The sequence below is a fragment of the Sphingomonas sp. 10B4 genome, assembly GCF_035019905.1.
Taxonomy (GTDB): domain Bacteria; phylum Pseudomonadota; class Alphaproteobacteria; order Sphingomonadales; family Sphingomonadaceae; genus Sphingomonas; species Sphingomonas glacialis.
The window spans coordinates 1-259 of the sequence record NZ_JASJVC010000398.1; the positions used below are offsets into that span (position 1 = coordinate 1).

General features: G+C 52.5%; 1 protein-coding gene. It reads left to right on the forward strand.

Annotated elements, in window-relative coordinates:
• Positions 1-259, forward strand: a 259-nt coding sequence (locus tag QN347_RS20245; RefSeq protein ID WP_323494467.1) for a hypothetical protein, incomplete at both ends; no start/stop codon positions are given.

Genomic DNA, 259 nt, shown 5'->3' on the forward strand with positions numbered 1-259 from the left:
TTCATGAGGCAAAGCCTGACCAATTTCAGAGATTCCAAGGAGCAGATGCTGGCCGCTATCGACATATTCGAGGCATCGCTAAACGGTATGTCACACCGAAGAATATCCGTGGACTTCGGTGTGAGTGTATCGAAGGTAACGCTGCGGCTGGAAACCATACGACGAATGGTGCTCAAGAGGATGCCCCTTGATGTTGAGCTTCCTGTGCGTTGGAAGGAGGCCCTTGAGGAACATGTCGCGGAGATACGGGGTGCTCTTG